The sequence below is a fragment of the Bacillus yapensis genome, assembly GCF_005280205.1.
GTDB classification, from domain to species: Bacteria; Bacillota; Bacilli; order Bacillales; family Cytobacillaceae; genus Robertmurraya; species Robertmurraya yapensis.
In genome coordinates, this window is the sequence record NZ_SUND01000010.1 from 1 (window position 1) to 16390 (window position 16390).

Genomic DNA, 16390 nt, shown 5'->3' on the forward strand with positions numbered 1-16390 from the left:
ATTTTATCAGAAGTGGTCCTTATTTTTATTCTAAAAATAATCAAAGCCGGTGAAATTTTACTTGTCGTAAAATTTCACCGGCTTTTTCATCTTAGAGGTGGGGTTTTGTCCCAGCCTCTTTTTTTGTATATTTTTCTCTGTGTTGGTGAAAAATGGATTTATAAAGAATGGAGGGTTATGTCGTGAAAAGATTTCTATCATTATTCATCGTTCTATTAATTGTTTCCTCAATAAGCGCACCAGCAGTTTTTGCAGAAGAAAAGAATGGTATTAATCTAGCTGATGAAGCAAAATCAGCCATATTGATTGAAAGAGATACAGGCACAATTCTTTATGATAAAAATAGCAATGAGAAATTACCTCCTGCAAGCATGACAAAAATAATGACCATGCTTTTAATTATGGAGGCAATAGATACTGGAAAGCTAAAAATGGATGAAAAAATCCGCACAAGTGAATATGCGGCATCCATGGGAGGATCTCAGATTTTTCTTGAACCTGGTGAGGAAATGACGACGGAACAAATGCTACGTGGGATCGCCATTGGTTCTGCAAATGATGCTTCAGTTGCTGTTGCAGAACGTGTTGCTGGATCAGAAGAAGCATTTGTAGAAATGATGAATAACAAGATTAAAGAGTTAGGACTTAAAAATACACAGTTTAGAAATACGACGGGATTACCTGCAGAGGATCATTATAGTACCGCACATGATATGGCAATTATCGCAAAAGAATTATTAAAATATGACAAAATCACAAAATTCACTGGAACATATGAATCTTTTTTACGGGAAAATACCGATAAGAAGTTCTGGCTCGTGAATACAAATCGACTTGTGAAATTTTATCCAGGTGTGGACGGATTAAAGACTGGTTATACAGGCGAAGCGAAGTACTGTTTGACAGCTACCGCAGAGAAAAACAATATGCGTGTCATCGCTGTTGTCTTTGGAGCGCCTACTTCTAAATCGAGAAACGCACAGGTCACGAAGATGCTGGATTACGCATTTAGTCAATATGAAACACATCCTATGTATGAACGGAATGTCTCAATTGAAAAAGCAAGAATTAGTAAGGGAGACAAAAAAAATATTGAGGCCGTAACAAGTGAACCGATCTCCATTTTAACGAAAAAGGGAGAAAGTGTAGAAAATGTCCAACAAGAAATAATCCTTAAAAAAGATCTGAAAGCCCCTCTTAACAAAGGAGACAAGATTGGACAATTAAGGCTCACCCTTGAAGGGAAAACAATTGTTGAAAGTCCATTAGTGGCAAGTGTCGATGTAAAAAATGCAACTTGGTGGGAACTGTATAAGCGTTCCTTTGGTTTGTTCACCAAATCAGGTGATTAACAGTGGGATATAAGCCGTCTGATAGGCTGTTGTCGAAACAACTCTTATTCCAACTTTTTTTAGCGAATTGTTACTAGTTTTGTCCATAAGAAGGAATTGAAGCATCAAAAATCGAATTGACTCACTATGAAAGACTAAGGAGGGCTATGGATAGTGAGTCTAAACATTGAATTGGAGATCAAACAAGATGTTTTATGCATTCGTCTGAGTGGTGAGTTGGATCATCATGCAGCTGACGATTTGCGTGAAAGAGCAACAAATGCAATTGAGGAACACAGCATCCGTCACATTGTCCTGAATTTGGAATCCCTTTCCTTTATGGATAGTTCGGGTCTCGGTGTGATCCTTGGGAGATATAAACAGATTAAACAGAGACATGGTGAAATGGTTGTTTGCGCTATTTCCCCAAACGTTCAGAGGTTATTTGATATGTCTGGCTTATTCAAAATCATTCGCTTAGAGCCGACAGAACAATTTGCTTTGAAAAGATTGGGGGTAGCTTAAAAGATGAAAAATGAGATGCATCTGCAATTTAATGCGTTAAGTCAAAATGAGTCATTTGCTAGGGTGACGGTTGCTGCATTTATTGCCCAGCTTGACCCGACGATGGATGAGTTAACAGAAATAAAGACGGTTGTTTCAGAAGCTGTTACCAATGCCATTATTCATGGGTATGACAATAATCCTGAAGGCATTGTGTATATTTCGGTGAAAATTGAGGACGATGTGATTGACATGACGATCAAGGATAATGGTCAGGGAATTACTGATATTGAGGAAGCTCGTCAACCGTTATTCACTACGAAACCCGAATTAGAGCGCTCAGGAATGGGTTTTACGATTATGGAAAATTTTATGGATGAAATTGAGGTTAACTCGATTATTGGAGAAGGCACAGAAGTTCGATTAAGAAAACACGTAGCGAAAAGCAAATTGCTATGCAATTAAGGGAGTCTTGCCTATGGATGTGGAGGTAAAGTCAGAAAAAAATGAAACCTATTTAAAGGATCGTGAAGTCAAGGAACTCATTAAGAGAAGTCAAAATGGGGATGGCGACGCAAGAGACCTAATTGTGCAGAAAAACATGAGACTTGTGTGGTCCGTTGTTCAGCGTTTTCTTAATCGAGGTTATGAACCAGATGATCTTTTTCAAATTGGCTGCATCGGCTTATTGAAGTCTGTGGATAAATTTGATTTATCCTATGATGTTAAATTTTCTACTTATGCCGTGCCGATGATTATTGGAGAAATTCAAAGGTTCATTCGTGATGACGGAACGGTTAAGGTAAGCCGCTCCCTCAAAGAGCTAAGCAATAAAATTCGAAAAGCGAAGGATGAGCTTTCAAAGAGTCTTGGTCGAATTCCGACGATTAATGAACTATCAGAATATCTGGATATATCATCAGAAGATATCATTTTAGCCCAAGATGCAAGCCGTACACCTTCTTCCATTCATGAAACTGTCTATGAAAATGACGGGGATCCGATAACGTTACTGGATCAAATTGATGATGGGAATGAAGGCAAGTGGTTTGATAAAATTGCTCTAAAGGAAGCGATTCGTGAGCTGGATGAAAGGGAACGACTTATCGTGTATTTGAGGTACTACAAAGACCAAACCCAATCAGAGGTGGCCGAACGACTAGGGATATCCCAGGTTCAAGTATCTCGTCTTGAAAAAAAGATATTGCAGCAAATGAAGGATCGTATGGATGTCTAAATCCATGCGGTTCTTTTTTTTACGCTGTTTTCTTATTGCTTGTTGTTTTTTTCGTAAATGTCCTAATTTTTTCTTCGAAAAAAATCTAAGGCCGACATTTACAGCTCCTAGGCGGTTCAGTGCTACATATCATTTTTGTATGGCACTTTTCGCTACGCTTTATTGTTTTTAAGAGGCAATACCGCTAGTCACTTAATCAATTTTTATCTACAAACAACAAGGTTTTCTCGTAAGAAAATAAACAATCTTTGCGAAAAGAGCCTTTTTTAAAAGTTTACCTTCTACTTTTGAGAATGGTCTAGCTCCAGGCGCCATCGGCTCGAGTGAAAAAGACAATACACTTTTTCCTTGGCTTGTACTTGTCGCCGATAGTCTGCGCCTTGCGCTTTTCTTTTAATTTGGTACTTTTTGGTGTTCATGAAGGAAATAGTTGTAACTCATACTAAGTTATACGAGGAAATCAATGTTTGGGGTGTGAAAGTGATGGAAGAAACAATATATATTCGAATGCGGCACCGTGTCCAAACCCGTCCACAAGAGACAGTTTATCTAAAGGATTTGGCACAAATTATCGCTGATGAGAATATTCTCACCGTTTTGAAAAACCTCCCTATTCATAAGGTTTCTGATGAGGATAATAACATTATTGTGATTGATGTGATGCGGGTTATTGAACGTATCACACGTGAGCTCCATAGTATCGAAGTTCAAACGATTGGTCCTTCTCAAACAATAGTAGAAGTGATTTACAAGAAAAAAGGTGTGTCGATTCCATTTTTTATTTTAATTTGGTGTCTCCTCTTTTTGGGTTCAGCTTTAGCAATTATGTATTTTCATGAAGATGTTAGCATGCAACAAACCCAACAACGTATTTATACCATTATCACTGGTAAAGTTGAGAAAAAACCATTGCTCTTTCAGGTACCGTACTCTATCGGACTTGGTGTTGGGATGGTGTTATTTTTCAATCATGTTTTTCGCAAGCGACTTAATGATGAGCCTAGCCCACTTGAGGTTGAAATGTTTAATTATCAGCAAGACCTAGATCGATATGTAAGCCTAACTGAAAATAAGGAAAGTATGAAACATATCGATGGTCATTAAAATAGCTTTTGTGATGTTTCTAGGTCTTGCAGGTGGGTTAGCGGTAGGCTCGGGATTTGTTGCTTTCTTAACTGTACTCGGAATTATTCCTCGTTTGACGCAGCTAACGAAAACGATGAAGATGATCGTTTGGTATCAGTGGGCAGTCGTACTCGGAGCGTTAATTGGTGGCTTCGCAAGCTTAAGAGACCCTTCTCTTTATTTATCTTCATTTATTTTAATACCGTTAGGAGCAGCTGGAGGAGTTTTTGTTGGAATGATGGCGGCAGCACTAACTGAAGTATTAAATGTTTTTCCGATTTTGGCTAAGAGAATCGGCTTAGAAGAGAAGATTGTCATTTTAATGATGGCATTTGTGTTTGGAAAGATCTTTGGTTCTTTGTATCAGTGGATCTACTATGTAGCAGACTGAAGGTTAATTCGCAAAGTATAAATAGAGGAGCGAGAAAGGAAACGATCTATGGGTGAACGAAAGCGCATTATTATCATTACTGATGGGGATGAATATGCAAGAAAAGCAGTTGAACATGTAGCGAAGGAAATCGGTGGACGGTGTATTTCTATGTCTCATGGAAATCCAACTGTTTTATCAGGGGCAGAAATTGTTGCTTTAATTAAAAAGGCGCAACAAGAACCGATCCTCGTTATGTTTGATGATAGTGGCTTAGTAGGAGAAGGTAACGGAGAGAGGGCACTCATGCATGTTGCGAAACACCCAGATATCGAAGTATTAGGTGTGTTAGCGGTAGCAGCGAAAACCAAACAGGCTGAGTGGACAAAAATTGATGTAAGTGTCGATCGTAATGGCGAATTGACACCTTATGGAGTCGATAAATACGGCGAACCAGAGCTAGATATCGGAAGATTGAATGGTGACACTGTTTATTCGCTCGATCAGTTGGATGTGCCTGTGATTGTAGGGATTGGGGATGTTGGAAAAATGTCAGGAAAGGACTCCTTTGAAATTGGTGCCCCGATCACAAAGAAAGCAATTGAAATTATCCTTGAAAGGAGCGGGTTTTATGACAAGTAGAACTTCTGTGGAAAAGCTACCAATTCCTTCTGACCCAGGTGAAGTAGAACAATTTATGAAAGATCGGGTTGGTTTAGGTGAAAGCTTTGATCTAGGGATTCGAAAAATAAAAATCCTTAAGAAGGATGTTCATATTTATTCGGTAAACGGTCTTTGTGACACGAATTTTATTATTCAAATCATCAAAGAATTGGTTGAATTGAATGATAATGAAAATTCGAAATCGGATTTATTTGAACTTATACAAAATCGCCTCCTACATCAGTCCGTTCAGCCTGTAAAATTTATGGACGAACTTGTGGATCAATTGCTTTCTGGCTTGATTGTTATTGTCATGGAAGGGGAAAATGAAGCTTTTGCTGTAGATGTCAGAAGCTACCCGGGGAGACAACCAGATGAGCCTGTAACAGAAAAGGTTGTTCGAGGATCAAGGGATGGTTTTGTTGAAAATATTATTTTAAATACTGGGCTAACAAGATTAAGAATTAGAGATGAAAGATTAAGGTTTGAAATCCTAAAAGTTGGTGAACGTTCGAAAACAGACATTGCCATTGGATATGTGAAAGATGTTGCGAATACAGATCTGATTCAAATTATTCGAGAAGAGCTCGAAGCAATCGATGTAGACGGATTGACGATGGCTGACAAAGCCGTCGAAGAATATTTAGTTAAACAAGGGTACAATCCATATCCGTTAGTACGGTATACGGAAAGAGCAGATGTAGCTGCTACTCACCTGTTAGAGGGGCATGTATTGATTTATGTTAGTACTTCTCCAAGTGTTATTATCACACCAACTACATACTTTCACCATTTGCAACATGCTGAAGAATACCGTCAATCACCAGCAGTTGGAACCTTCATTCGCTGGTGTAGATTCTTAGGTGTATTTGGATCACTATTTTTGTTACCACTTTGGTTGTTATTTGTGTTAGAGCCCTCGCTTTTACCTGAGGAATTAAAATTTATCGGTCCCAATGAGAAATCACATATCCCCATTATTTTGCAAATATTTCTTTCAGAGTTAGGTCTGATGTTCCTGCGATTAGCTGCGATTCACACTCCAACCCCATTAGCGACGGCCATGGGTCTTATTGCTGCGGTATTAATCGGGCAAATTGCGATTGACGTGGGAGTATTTGTTCCTGAAGTTATCCTTTATGTGGCGGTTTCAGCGATGGGTACTTTTTCAACTCCAAGTTATGAATTGGGCATTGCCAATACACTTGTGAAGCTCTTTTTGCTCATTCTCGTATCAATCTTCAAGGTACCAGGACTTGTTATTGGGGTAACAATATATCTTCTATTCTTGGTGAATATGCGCTCCTTTAATAGCCCATATTTTTGGCCGTTTTTGCCGTTTAGTCCAAGGGCATGTTTGGAAATACTATTTCGAAAATCTGCACCTGGCTCTAAAATTAGACCAAGTATCGTACAACCAAAAAAACGGCAAAAACAAACTTCAAGTAGTTAGTAAACTTTAATCCCAAGTATGGAAATGGGAATTGAAGTTTCCCCTCGAATATGATAAAGTAATTTTTATTCGAATTGTCTAAACTAATATAAAAATTTCGTGTAACAATAGACAGTCTCTTATAGATGCTGTCTATTTATTTAACCTGAAGTGAGGGGATAGAGAATGTTTTTGCATGGTACCTCCAGTGTGAATGATAAAGGCCATTTAGAAATAGGTGGAGTGGATACACTTGAAATCGTCAAAGAGTTTGGTACGCCAGTCTACGTATACGATGTTGCTCTTATTAGAGAAAGGGCTCGAGGGTTTAAGGAAACCTTTGATAAATTAGGGGTTAAAGCACAGGTTGCTTATGCAAGTAAGGCGTTCTCAACAGTAGCAATGATTCAGCTAGTCGAGCAGGAAGGACTATCCCTAGATGTTGTCTCTGGCGGTGAGCTATACACAGCGCTTGCAGCTGAGTTTCCAGTCGAAAAGATTCATTTTCATGGGAATAATAAAAGTCGAGAAGAATTAGCTATGGCATTAGAACATGAAATTGGTTGTATTGTCGTTGATAATTTTCATGAATTAAAAATGCTCGAGGAACTTTGTAGAGAGAAGGAAGTAAAAGCAAATATCCTTCTTCGTGTTACTCCTGGAATCGAAGCTCATACTCATGACTATATCTTAACAGGTCAGGAAGATTCGAAGTTTGGTTTTGACTTGCAAAATGGACAGGCTGAGTCGGCTCTTAAAATCGGAATACATTCTGACTTCTTAAATCTACTAGGCATACATTGTCACATTGGCTCTCAAATTTTTGAAACAACAGGATTTATTCTAGCAGCCAGAAAGATCTTTGAAAAATTGAATGACTGGAAGGAAACTTATTCCTATGAAGTAAAGGTGTTAAATCTTGGTGGAGGATTTGGTATCCGTTATACGAATGAAGATGCCCCAATTCCAGCTTCCCAATATGTTGATGAAATCATTCAAGAGGTCAAGGAACAGGCAAAAATATTTGATATGGAAATTCCAGAAATATGGATTGAGCCTGGACGGTCTTTAGTAGGGGATGCCGGTACAACTTTATATCAAGTTGGTTCGAGGAAGGAAGTTCCAAACGTCAGAAACTATTTGGCGGTAGATGGAGGAATGAGTGATAATATACGTCCTGCTTTGTATGAAGCAAAGTATGAAGCGGTATTGGCTAATCGTCCATTAGATGAAGTAGAAGAAACGGTATCGATTGCAGGAAAATGCTGCGAGTCAGGTGACATGTTGATTTGGGATATACCGCTACCAAGAGCGGGAAAGGAAGATGTATTAGCCGTCTTCTGTACGGGAGCTTATGGATATTCTATGGCAAACAACTACAATCGAATTCCAAAACCACCAGTTGTGTTCGTCGAAAATGGTCAGGTAACTCTCGTTGTTAGAAGAGAAACATATGCTGACCTTGTGAGACATGATTTACCATTAAAAGTGAAGGCGCAAAATAAATAAGCTGCCCAGTAGGGCAGCTTATTTATTTAGAAAATAGAGCTTTAATCGCATCAATTAAACTAACGAAAAATTCCTTTAGTTTTTCTAAGAAGCCTTGACCTTCTTCACTTTCAAGGAATTTTGAAATTTTATCCTTTGCTTGATTTAATTGATCACCAACTTGATTCCAGTCGATATCTAAATCCTTAATTTTATTGAACAAATCAATTAAGCTTTGGATTTGCTCTTCAGTTAATGTAATGCCTAATTCCTTCGCTGCTTGTTCAATAATGGCACGAAGATCCGCATCTGTTTCGGGTTTATTTTTAGCAATCTCTTCTTTAATTTTTGCAATTAGGGCTGCAGCATTTTCTTGTCCAACAGTTTCCCCAAGCTCTGCTGTTTCAACCATTTCTTCATTTGCTGCTTGTTTAACATCCTCAGGAATTGTTGTATCTGCTGAAATTTCATAAGCTTTAATAATTCCGGTTAAAGCTGCTGTACCAGAAACGGATGTTGGCGCAGTAATATAAATACTTGCATCCTTAACTCCAGCTGTAATTAGAGCATTGATGTACATCTCATCCGTAACCCAGTTAATATTCTTTGTTTCAACTTCAAGTCCAGAACCTTCTTTACCAACAGTAATGGCGGAAGAAGAGATCGCTTTTGTTCCAATTAAAGACTTGGCGATGTAGTTACCAAGATATTGATGCTCTTCAGCATTGGATACCGTTATAATCTGTGCATCCACAGGAGCTTTCATTTCTGCAAGAAGTAAATTCTTCTGGTCGTCAGTTAAATTTTCTCCTAAAGTAACAATCATATCTCCTTCAGCCATGTCGGCGAATGCTTGTACCGGCAAAAGGCATAACATTAACAGTAGAGCTGTAATAATCTTTATTTTTTTCATCTGAATAGCCTCCTAGCTACAATTAGCTGTTTTCTCTTTTTCATAGACGATATCAGGTTATAGAAAGTTTCAATTATTACTATTATAGACTAGGTGGAAATGAATGAAAACCTTCTTCCCTACAATTTGGAGATTGAAGAAATTCTATAAATCTTGTATGATAATAACGATCGGTATGCATCTAAAGAACCGTTTTTACAAGAACAACATATTATACATAAAGGGGTCAAGAGCTAATAGCATAATAGTACATGAGTAGTTTAAAAAGAGAAGAAAATGGAAAAAATAGATTCTAAATGTTTATTCCATTAATGAGGGATCTTAAATGTTAATTCGTTATAAAAAGCCGTTTGAAAAAATAGCGATGGGTCTATTATCTTTTATGCCAAATGAAAAGGATTTGAAAAAACTGCAAACGACGATGAAGCAGTATGAAAATTCAGATCAGTGGCAGCTTTTCCTATGGAAAGAAGAAGATATTATCGGACTTATTGGCGTTTCCTTAATTGATGAGAACCAAATTGAAATCCAGCATATTTCAGTGAACCCTTCCCATAGACAACAAGGGATTGGGAAAAATATGGTCCAAGCATTAAAGGAAGTATTCCCGGGAAAATTAATTAAGGCATCTTCTGAGACAGCAGAATTTATTGATAAATGTAAAATGGAAGGCAGCGAATAGTTTTTATTCACTGCCTTTTTTGCGTTTTAATTGGAGTGCATGATTACGTTCCGCAATAACGTCACTGCGGTCTCTTAATGCATGACGGTGAACAAGCTCCTTGTTGCTGAGATCACTTTCCTGACACCAAACGACCTTCTTTTTTTCACTAGCTTTCTTGCAGAGTACAATTAGCTCCTGATCCTGTATAGGTAAGTTCATACTTGTGTAGGTCCGCCGACTTTGAATATGGGAGAGTCTGTCTTGTAAAAAAACGAAAAACTCATTGGGTTCAAAACCGAAGTTAGCTAACTGAGTTCTTTGTTCTTGAAAGATGTTTAAGGCTTTACTTAAGGTACGGTGAGCTCCGCTAAAATTTTCTCGTCTATGATGGTAGCAAGAAACAGCGAGCAAAATAAAGCCAACTAAAATAGAATTCTTATTGTTTTTATCAACTTGTTTCCAATACTCTTCTAGAATTTCATGGCACTCAAAATAATCACGATCACCATGAAAATGGATCAAGTATTCGATATATTTTTCTGGATACATTCGCTGCCTCCTTGCCCTCTTTATCATTGGCTGTTTTCGTAAAGATTGGTTTTTTCTCTATCGAAAAAAAATCGCTCATTTCTCCTTGATTTACGGCCAGTTATCATTAAAATAATCCCTTGATTTTTTGCTCCAATAGCAACAAGTTTGAGAAAAGAGTCTTTTCATTCATTTTACCGCACATCGATGTCTTGGTCGACCAAAAGAAAATACCCAGAGAATGTCTGGGTATTTCATAAGCATGATAACTTTTGCTATATTTGTTCGAGTTCTCCCGAATATTGTTCTAGAACCAAGAAGCACCGACAATAATTAAAAGAATGAACAGTACTACGATTAGGGCAAAGCCTGAACCAAATCCATGACCTGCTGACATTTATATTACCTCCTACTTGATAATCTTTTTTAGTACAGTAACATCGTATGTCATCATTTGACTTAATGTATAGGCAAATACCCTAATCTCAAAGGAGAGAAATTGGTATATGGTGGAAACGACATAGCAGAAATGAAATTTTTATTGGATATACCTTCTCAATCCTCTATACTATTAGTATGTTTGAATGAATTTATGAGAAGCTTTGGTGGAAAATATGATGCACTATAATGTGAAAATTGATGCTTTTGAGGGACCTTTGGATTTACTCCTTCATTTGATCAATCGTCTTGAAATTGATATTTACGATATCCCTGTTTCCGAAATTACGGAGCAGTATCTTTTCTATATACATACAATGAAAGAGCTTGAGCTTGATGTGGCAAGTGAATTTTTAGTCATGGCCGCAACGTTGTTAGCGATTAAGAGTAAAATGTTACTGCCGAAGCATGAGGAATCTTTAGAAGATGATTTCGAGTTTGAGATCGAAGAAGACCCAAGGGACGAGTTAGTCGAAAGGTTAATTGAATATAGAAAGTATAAAGAAGCAGCTTCAGATTTGAAAAGCCTAGAGAGTGAGAGGGGCTTGATGTTTACCAAACCTCCAAGTGATCTAGCTGAATATGTGAGTGAAGAAAACACAGAAAGAAGAGATTTGGATGTGTCACTCTATGATATGCTTGGTGCTTTACAGAAGCTGTTAAGACGGAAGAAGCTACAAAGACCTCTGCCTACAAAGATTCAACGACAAGAAATACCGATCGAGCAGAGAATGGAAGAGATCGTGAACGAGTTAAGAACTCATAAAGGTCGGAGAAGCTTCTTTGACCTATTTCCAGTTCCGGAAAAGGAACATATCGTCATTACATTCCTAGCGGTGTTGGAATTAATGAAACGAAGAGAAATCATTGTCGAGCAAGAAAGCAATTTTACGGAAATATTTGTGATGGGGAAGGAGTAACATTTTTGGAGATTGTTAATTGGAAAGGAATTGTGGAAAGTCTATTATTCGCAGCAGGTGATGAAGGCTTATCCATTAAACAGATTTCACAAGTTCTTGAAATCGAGGAGGCATATACACAGGAAATTCTCCTTCAACTGACTGAAGACTATGCAAATGACCTCAATCGAGGCATCACGATTGTTCAGTTTGCTGGAAGTTACCAGCTTGCCACGAAAAAAGAGAACTCAGCCTATTTAAAAAAGCTTGTAGATTCTCCGACAACGACTACATTGTCTCAGGCAGCACTTGAAACGTTAGCGATTATTGCTTATAAACAGCCAATAACAAGAGCTGAAATTGAGGAAATTAGAGGTGTCAAAACAGAACGACCAATTCATACATTAGCAGCAAAAGTGCTTATTAAAGAGGTGGGGCGTGCTGAAGGGACCGGGAGAGCAATATTATACGGTACGACAAAGGAATTTCTTGATTATTTCGGCTTGAGAAGTATTAAAGAGCTTCCTCCTCTTCCGGAAAAGGTTGATGAAGACTATATTCAAGAAGAAGCTGATTTATTCTTTGAAAAGTTCCAAGAAACAATTGATTCTTGATTTTTCTGACACATTCAACTAAGAGTATGTTAGAATGAAAGTGAAAAATAAGGCAAAATAATCAATCTTTCATTCTAATTAAAGGCTGTTTTCGTAAAGATTGTTGTTAAAATCTTACTGCCGATTTTAACGTAGAAATAGCCATTTTGTGCATCGTAACGAGTTTGCGAGCTCTTTTCTCATTGATTTACGACATGTATCATTTTAAACAAAGTTAAATTCATTAGTTTATTTTTTCCAAAAGCAACAAAGTTTGAGAAAAGAGCCTAATTAAACTAAAGGAATGGTCATATGTTTATCAAGAGTTGTAGCGGGTATGAATTAGAGAAGGAAAAGCCAAATACGTCTGAAGACTTTTTTAATCGAAGCGAAGTTACCTTTCAAGAGGATGGGAGCGAGAAGACGCTTCAAGTCTTATATCTACGTTATTTTGATGAGGTGATGGGAGAGTTTACTCCATATCAGCAAGATCCTCTATTTCAGATTGGCGATCGTGCGGTTTCTTTTAAAGATATTGTAGCCATTGTATGCCTTATTAAAAATCCAGGATTCCGCCACAGAAAGCGGGTCTATTTTAATTCGAAACATGAATTTTCTTCCTTTTTTAAAGATGTTGATTATGAGAAAATCAAAACGATATTTGAAGGTTTAGTGCATCAAAATGGATATGAACTCCGTTCGCCGTTGGAGTTTATCCAGCAACCGCAATAATATTTAAATGCTTAATTATATTCATAGGGGTGTATGAATTGGCTAATACCATGGTTAAATCACAAATTGAGGATGTTAAGAAATTCCTTGAAACGACAGTATGTACTTTTGAGGATTTTCTTAATGATACAACTTTGGCATCTATGCTTACAGAAGAGCAAGGTGACGAGAGCTATTATAAGACCATTTTATCAAATGTTCGCAAGCTATTAGTCTACTGTGAAGAAGGGTTAGACGCTTGTACGATCATCCTTCAATCAGAATCATTCCCTAAAGGAGCAGCAGAGAAAACTCTTTACCGCATTTATCATCAGTGTGTAGAGGAATTTTTTCAGCCAAAGAGCGATGCGTGGTTTGAGGATAGCCGTGCAGCTTATACAGGTAGAAATTCAATTAAGTTCCAAGAGACAGTACCTGCTAGTGTAAAAGAGCTGTTAAAAGGGCTTGAGGGTAGTTTCCAAAGTATTCGTGAAGAGCTTGAGTATTATGAAACTGATTATCGTACCAAAATGATACAATCCAAATAAAACGTAGAAGAGTCCTGTTAAAGAGCAGGGCTCTTTTTTTGCACACACAAATAACCAATTCATACCATATATGATGAAAGACTATGCAGGCTTTTTTCTTAAGCATCCAAAAAGAAGAAAAATCGCAAATGGAATGAGGGTGAAGAATGGGCAAGTTTGAGGACTATGTTCAAGAGGTTATGGGTTGGAATGAAGAATGGCAGAAGTTTCTCCAATCAGAACAGGTAGACAGAGATGATGACATTTGGAAGAAGCTTGACGGACTGACAGATGTCTTAGAAACCGTGCAACAACCAGGGAGTTTGAATGAACAACAGTTGCGTGGCCTCCAATCACAAGTAGAAGAGCTTCACCATAATATGGAGGATTATTTTATTAAGCGACAGGAAATTGGAACGATCTTTATGAGAGATCCCTTCGTTGAAATAGGAAAGCATACGTTGCCGCCGTTGCCATATGCATACGATGCGCTGGAGCCTGTGATTTCAGAAGAAATCATGATATTGCACCATACGAAGCATCATCAATCATATGTGGACGGCCTGAATAAGGCGGAAAAAAACTTAGCAGATGCACGAAAATCGGGTGATTTCTCTCTCGTAAAACATTGGTCTAGAGAGCTGGCTTTTCATGGCTCTGGCCATTACCTTCACACAATCTTCTGGAATAATATGAGCCCGAATGGAGGCGGAACACCTTCTGGCAAGCTTTTAAAAGAAATAGAGAAATATTTTGGTAGCTTTGATGCCTTTAAAAAGCATTTTACAGAAGCGGCAAAAGCAGTAGAAGGCGTTGGCTGGGCCGTTTTAGTTTGGTCCCCGCGTTCTCGTCGTTTAGAAATTCTTCAATCAGAACGCCACATGATATTAACGCAATGGGATACAATTCCTTTATTAGTCTTAGATGTATGGGAGCATGCCTATTATTTGCAATACAAAAATGAGCGTGGTCCATATGTAGATAATTGGTGGAATATTGTTAATTGGAATGACGTAGAGCAAAGATTCCTAAAGGCAAAACAATTAACTTGGAAGCCGTACTAATTAATTTTTACAGGAAGGTGAGTTTAGGAAATTCTTCTAAACTCACTTTCTTTTTTCTGTGAAAACAGCTTCCAGTTTTGAGAAAAGAACGTTGTTTTTGTCATATCATGCCTTGTCCCGCATAAACTTGTACAAACAAAACAGTGCGAGGTAATCAGAATGAAAAAACAGTGGAAGCTAATTATTTTCTACATAAGCCTTACTCTTCTTATAACGAATCTTCCACAGAAGGCAAAAGCCTCTGTTTCGGTTTCAGTGAGTGCTCGAAATGCCATTTTAATGGAGCAGGATTCGGGAAGAGTCTTATTTGAAAAAGGTGCCCATGAAAAGAGGAAGATTGCTAGTATCACAAAGATTATGACGGCTATCTTAGCCATTGAATCAGGCAAGCTTGACGAGATGGTGACGGTCAGTGATCGGGCGGAAGGAACAGAAGGGTCTTCCTTGTATTTAAAAAAAGGTGAGAAGATTAAACTAGAGGACCTAGTGTATGGGCTTATGCTGAGATCTGGGAACGATGCTGCTGTTGCCATCGCGGAGCATGTAGGGGGAAGCTTGGAGGGATTTGTTTTCTTAATGAATCAAAAAGCTGAAGAAATTGGAATGACGAACAGTCATTTTGCGAATCCACATGGGCTTGACGATTCAGATGACCATTACTCAACCGCTTATGATATGGCACTCTTAACGAGGTATGCAATGGAAAACGATACATACAGAACAATTTCTGGTACGAAGGAGCATCATGCTCCGAATCCAACCGAAAATTGGGAAAGAGAGTGGAAAAATAAAAACAAGCTCTTAACAAGACTCTATAAATATAGTACTGGTGGGAAAACAGGCTACACGAAGCTTGCGAAAAGAACTTTAGTTAGTACAGCTTCGAAAGGCGATATGAATTTAATAGCGGTCACACTTAATGCATCAGACGATTGGAATGATCACATTTCTATGTTTGAGTCGGCCTTCAAAAATTACGATATCGTCCAAATCATAAAGTCTGGGAATCTCAAAAAAATTAACAACGACTTTTATAAACAAAAGATTTATATAAAAAATGAATATACGTATCCTGTTACTGAAGACGAAAAGGATAAATTCCAAATTGACATTCAACTAGTCAATCCAAAGGAAGAATGGGAAGACAGTAGGAACGCTCCAGATGTGGTTGGTAAAGCCGTTGTTCGATTTGAAGATCAACCGATAAAAGAGATTCCTATTTATTATCGGCATGAGAAAGACGAAGATTCTTCATGGTTCAAGCAAATAAAAGACTTGTTTGCTGCTTTAACTGGTGTGAATACAAATGGTTAATTTAATCTGGGTTTTTATGTTTGTGATCGGAATTGTCTTTGCAATGTTCAATGGCACGATCGGAGCGGTTAATGAAGCTATTTTTACAGGTGCGAAAGAAGCTGTAACTTTATGTATTGGTTTAATCAGTATTCTAGTTTTTTGGCTTGGGATGATGAAAATTGCAGAGAACGCAGGCATGCTGAAAATATTGGCAAAATTATTTGAGCCGATTGTAAAAAGGTTATTTCCTGAAATCCCAAATGAGCATCCAGCTATGGGGTATGTGCTCTCGAATATGATCGCAAATATGTTTGGTCTTGGAAACGCAGCGACCCCGTTGGGAATTAAAGCGATGGAGGAAATGAAAAAATTGAACAATGGCTCCAATGAGGCAAGTCGTTCCATGATCACGTTTCTTGCCATTAATACGTCCAGTCTTACATTAATACCGACAACGGTGATTGCGATTCGGATGAATTATAATTCGGCCAATCCGACCGATATTGTAGGAACGACTTTACTTGCCACGATGTGCTCGACAATAGGAGCAATTATTATTGACCGTTACTTTCATTATCGAAGAAGCCGAAAAAAGGATGAATGATAA

Annotated in this window: 20 protein-coding genes; 17 read left to right on the forward strand and 3 right to left on the reverse strand. The window is 37.9% G+C overall.

Going from position 1 to position 16390, the window contains the following annotated elements; all coding sequences use genetic code 11:
* Nucleotides 1–182: 182 nt before the first annotated feature.
* From FAR12_RS12725 to lysA, 9 genes are all read left to right on the forward strand, one after another.
* Nucleotides 183–1352, forward strand: coding sequence for a D-alanyl-D-alanine carboxypeptidase family protein (locus tag FAR12_RS12725; protein ID WP_212734389.1), 1170 nt, complete (start codon nt 183–185; stop codon nt 1350–1352).
* 153 nt (nt 1353–1505) lie between these two features.
* Nucleotides 1506–1856: an anti-sigma F factor antagonist gene (gene spoIIAA / locus FAR12_RS12730; RefSeq protein ID WP_126409038.1), complete on the forward strand. Its 351-nt coding sequence runs from the start codon at nt 1506–1508 to the stop codon at nt 1854–1856.
* 3 nt (nt 1857–1859) lie between these two features.
* Nucleotides 1860–2300, forward strand: coding sequence for an anti-sigma F factor (gene spoIIAB / locus FAR12_RS12735; RefSeq protein WP_126409039.1), 441 nt, complete (start codon nt 1860–1862; stop codon nt 2298–2300).
* A gap of 13 nt (nt 2301–2313) precedes the next feature.
* Nucleotides 2314–3072, forward strand: a complete 759-nt coding sequence (sigF, locus tag FAR12_RS12740) for an RNA polymerase sporulation sigma factor SigF (protein ID WP_126409040.1) — start codon at nt 2314–2316, stop codon at nt 3070–3072.
* A gap of 483 nt (nt 3073–3555) precedes the next feature.
* Nucleotides 3556–4176 carry a stage V sporulation protein AA gene (locus tag FAR12_RS12745; RefSeq protein ID WP_126409041.1) on the forward strand — a complete coding sequence of 207 codons (621 nt, stop codon included), beginning with the start codon at nt 3556–3558 and terminating at the stop codon, nt 4174–4176.
* On the forward strand, nt 4166–4588 hold the full coding sequence (locus FAR12_RS12750) for a stage V sporulation protein AB (RefSeq protein WP_126409042.1): 423 nt from the start codon (nt 4166–4168) through the stop codon (nt 4586–4588). Before FAR12_RS12745 ends, FAR12_RS12750 begins: the two co-directional genes overlap by 11 nt.
* A 48-nt stretch (nt 4589–4636) precedes the next feature.
* Complete coding sequence (spoVAEA, locus tag FAR12_RS12755) at nt 4637–5209, forward strand: stage V sporulation protein SpoVABEA (RefSeq protein WP_126409043.1); 573 nt, start codon at nt 4637–4639, stop codon at nt 5207–5209.
* Nucleotides 5199–6683 carry a spore germination protein gene (locus tag FAR12_RS12760; protein ID WP_126409044.1) on the forward strand — a complete coding sequence of 495 codons (1485 nt, stop codon included), beginning with the start codon at nt 5199–5201 and terminating at the stop codon, nt 6681–6683. The genes spoVAEA and FAR12_RS12760 overlap by 11 nt, the downstream gene beginning before the upstream one ends.
* Before the next feature lie 165 nt (nt 6684–6848).
* A complete protein-coding gene (lysA, locus tag FAR12_RS12765) occupies nt 6849–8171 on the forward strand; it encodes a diaminopimelate decarboxylase (RefSeq protein ID WP_126409045.1) in 1323 nt (440 codons plus the stop codon).
* A 22-nt stretch (nt 8172–8193) separates the two neighbouring features.
* Here the strand turns inward: lysA and FAR12_RS12770 are convergent, their stop codons facing one another.
* Nucleotides 8194–9063 carry a DUF1002 domain-containing protein gene (locus FAR12_RS12770; RefSeq protein ID WP_126409046.1) on the reverse strand — a complete coding sequence of 290 codons (870 nt, stop codon included), beginning with the start codon at nt 9061–9063 and terminating at the stop codon, nt 8194–8196.
* A 325-nt stretch (nt 9064–9388) separates the two neighbouring features.
* On the opposite strand from FAR12_RS12770, the gene FAR12_RS12775 reads away from it, so the two are divergent.
* The gene (locus FAR12_RS12775) at nt 9389–9745 is read left to right on the forward strand and encodes a GNAT family N-acetyltransferase (protein WP_126409047.1); all 357 of its coding nucleotides are present in this window, start codon (nt 9389–9391) and stop codon (nt 9743–9745) included.
* A 3-nt stretch (nt 9746–9748) separates the two neighbouring features.
* Here the strand turns inward: FAR12_RS12775 and FAR12_RS12780 are convergent, their stop codons facing one another.
* Complete coding sequence (locus FAR12_RS12780) at nt 9749–10276, reverse strand: DUF309 domain-containing protein (protein WP_126409048.1); 528 nt, start codon at nt 10274–10276, stop codon at nt 9749–9751.
* Between the two features lie 286 nt (nt 10277–10562).
* A complete protein-coding gene (locus FAR12_RS12785) occupies nt 10563–10652 on the reverse strand; it encodes a YjcZ family sporulation protein (protein WP_126409049.1) in 90 nt (29 codons plus the stop codon).
* 220 nt (nt 10653–10872) lie between these two features.
* On the opposite strand from FAR12_RS12785, the gene FAR12_RS12790 reads away from it, so the two are divergent.
* From FAR12_RS12790 to FAR12_RS12820, 7 genes are all read left to right on the forward strand, one after another.
* On the forward strand, nt 10873–11613 hold the full coding sequence (locus FAR12_RS12790) for a segregation/condensation protein A (RefSeq protein ID WP_126409200.1): 741 nt from the start codon (nt 10873–10875) through the stop codon (nt 11611–11613).
* 5 nt (nt 11614–11618) lie between these two features.
* Nucleotides 11619–12206, forward strand: coding sequence for an SMC-Scp complex subunit ScpB (gene scpB, locus FAR12_RS12795; RefSeq protein WP_126409050.1), 588 nt, complete (start codon nt 11619–11621; stop codon nt 12204–12206).
* Between the two features lie 291 nt (nt 12207–12497).
* Nucleotides 12498–12917: a hypothetical protein gene (locus FAR12_RS12800; protein ID WP_126409051.1), complete on the forward strand. Its 420-nt coding sequence runs from the start codon at nt 12498–12500 to the stop codon at nt 12915–12917.
* Between the two features lie 38 nt (nt 12918–12955).
* Entirely contained in the window at nt 12956–13444 is a 489-nt protein-coding gene (locus FAR12_RS12805; RefSeq protein ID WP_126409052.1) for a YpuI family protein, read from the forward strand.
* Between the two features lie 146 nt (nt 13445–13590).
* Nucleotides 13591–14487 carry a Fe-Mn family superoxide dismutase gene (locus FAR12_RS12810; RefSeq protein ID WP_126409053.1) on the forward strand — a complete coding sequence of 299 codons (897 nt, stop codon included), beginning with the start codon at nt 13591–13593 and terminating at the stop codon, nt 14485–14487.
* 159 nt (nt 14488–14646) lie between these two features.
* Nucleotides 14647–15801 carry a D-alanyl-D-alanine carboxypeptidase family protein gene (locus tag FAR12_RS12815; protein ID WP_126409054.1) on the forward strand — a complete coding sequence of 385 codons (1155 nt, stop codon included), beginning with the start codon at nt 14647–14649 and terminating at the stop codon, nt 15799–15801.
* Nucleotides 15794–16387, forward strand: coding sequence for a nucleoside recognition domain-containing protein (locus tag FAR12_RS12820; protein ID WP_126409055.1), 594 nt, complete (start codon nt 15794–15796; stop codon nt 16385–16387). Before FAR12_RS12815 ends, FAR12_RS12820 begins: the two co-directional genes overlap by 8 nt.
* Nucleotides 16388–16390: the final 3 nt, after the last annotated feature.

Coding starts and splice junctions, on each gene's coding strand:
- FAR12_RS12760 (WP_126409044.1), top strand. CDS start 5,199: ATGACAAGTAGAACTTCTGTGGAAAAGCTACCAATTCCTTCTGACCCA.
- lysA (WP_126409045.1), top strand. CDS start 6,849: ATGTTTTTGCATGGTACCTCCAGTGTGAATGATAAAGGCCATTTAGAA.
- spoVAEA (WP_126409043.1), top strand. CDS start 4,637: ATGGGTGAACGAAAGCGCATTATTATCATTACTGATGGGGATGAATAT.
- FAR12_RS12820 (WP_126409055.1), top strand. CDS start 15,794: ATGGTTAATTTAATCTGGGTTTTTATGTTTGTGATCGGAATTGTCTTT.
- FAR12_RS12780 (WP_126409048.1), bottom strand. CDS start 10,276: ATGTATCCAGAAAAATATATCGAATACTTGATCCATTTTCATGGTGAT.
- FAR12_RS12775 (WP_126409047.1), top strand. CDS start 9,389: ATGTTAATTCGTTATAAAAAGCCGTTTGAAAAAATAGCGATGGGTCTA.
- FAR12_RS12750 (WP_126409042.1), top strand. CDS start 4,166: ATGGTCATTAAAATAGCTTTTGTGATGTTTCTAGGTCTTGCAGGTGGG.
- sigF (WP_126409040.1), top strand. CDS start 2,314: ATGGATGTGGAGGTAAAGTCAGAAAAAAATGAAACCTATTTAAAGGAT.
- FAR12_RS12790 (WP_126409200.1), top strand. CDS start 10,873: ATGCACTATAATGTGAAAATTGATGCTTTTGAGGGACCTTTGGATTTA.
- FAR12_RS12810 (WP_126409053.1), top strand. CDS start 13,591: ATGGGCAAGTTTGAGGACTATGTTCAAGAGGTTATGGGTTGGAATGAA.
- spoIIAB (WP_126409039.1), top strand. CDS start 1,860: ATGAAAAATGAGATGCATCTGCAATTTAATGCGTTAAGTCAAAATGAG.
- FAR12_RS12770 (WP_126409046.1), bottom strand. CDS start 9,063: ATGAAAAAAATAAAGATTATTACAGCTCTACTGTTAATGTTATGCCTT.
- FAR12_RS12800 (WP_126409051.1), top strand. CDS start 12,498: ATGTTTATCAAGAGTTGTAGCGGGTATGAATTAGAGAAGGAAAAGCCA.
- FAR12_RS12745 (WP_126409041.1), top strand. CDS start 3,556: ATGGAAGAAACAATATATATTCGAATGCGGCACCGTGTCCAAACCCGT.
- FAR12_RS12815 (WP_126409054.1), top strand. CDS start 14,647: ATGAAAAAACAGTGGAAGCTAATTATTTTCTACATAAGCCTTACTCTT.
- FAR12_RS12785 (WP_126409049.1), bottom strand. CDS start 10,652: ATGTCAGCAGGTCATGGATTTGGTTCAGGCTTTGCCCTAATCGTAGTA.